The organism is Photorhabdus kleinii, assembly GCF_025384885.1.
GTDB classification, from domain to species: domain Bacteria; phylum Pseudomonadota; class Gammaproteobacteria; order Enterobacterales; family Enterobacteriaceae; genus Photorhabdus; species Photorhabdus kayaii.
Genome location: NZ_JAJAFY010000164.1, coordinates 1 through 574 on the forward strand (window position 1 = coordinate 1; position 574 = coordinate 574).

1 protein-coding gene is annotated in these 574 nt (G+C 49.7%); it reads left to right on the forward strand.

Annotated features, from left to right (window positions below):
- Positions 1-574 (forward strand): IS630 family transposase (locus tag LG003_RS23195; RefSeq protein WP_262981785.1); only part of this gene is annotated, 574 nt, incomplete at both ends.

The window sequence follows — 574 nt, forward strand, 5'->3', positions numbered from 1 at the left end:
GGTTTTTCTTATAAAAAACCGACCGGCGTGCCACACAAGTTCAACGCGGAACAGCAGCGGGCCTTTATAGAAACCTACGGGAAACTCAAGCAGGAAGCCGGAGACCATGAGCCCATCCTGTTCATTGATGGCGTCCATCCCACTCAGGGGACGAAACTGGCTTATGGCTGGATGCGTAAAGGCCAGAAAACCGTAGTGAAAACCACAGGAAGCCGTACCCGTTTGAACCTGATGGGCGCCCTGAATCTGGCCGATATCAGCAAAACAGTGGTACGCGAATATGATCGTATCGACAGTTATCACATCGCAGAATTCTTCATTGCCCTGCGTGAAACCTATCCGGTCAGTCAGAAGGTTCATATTATCCTTGACGGAGCCGGTTACCACCGAAGCAGGCTGGTGAAAGACTGGGCTTATGTGATGAATATCGAGCTTCATTACCTGCCACCGTACAGCCCGAATCTGAACCCGATAGAAAGGCTGTGGAAGGTGATGAATGAACAAGTCAGGAATAACCATTATTTCGCCTCGACGACCTTGTTCAGGCAGGCAATACATCGCTTTTTTACGGAAA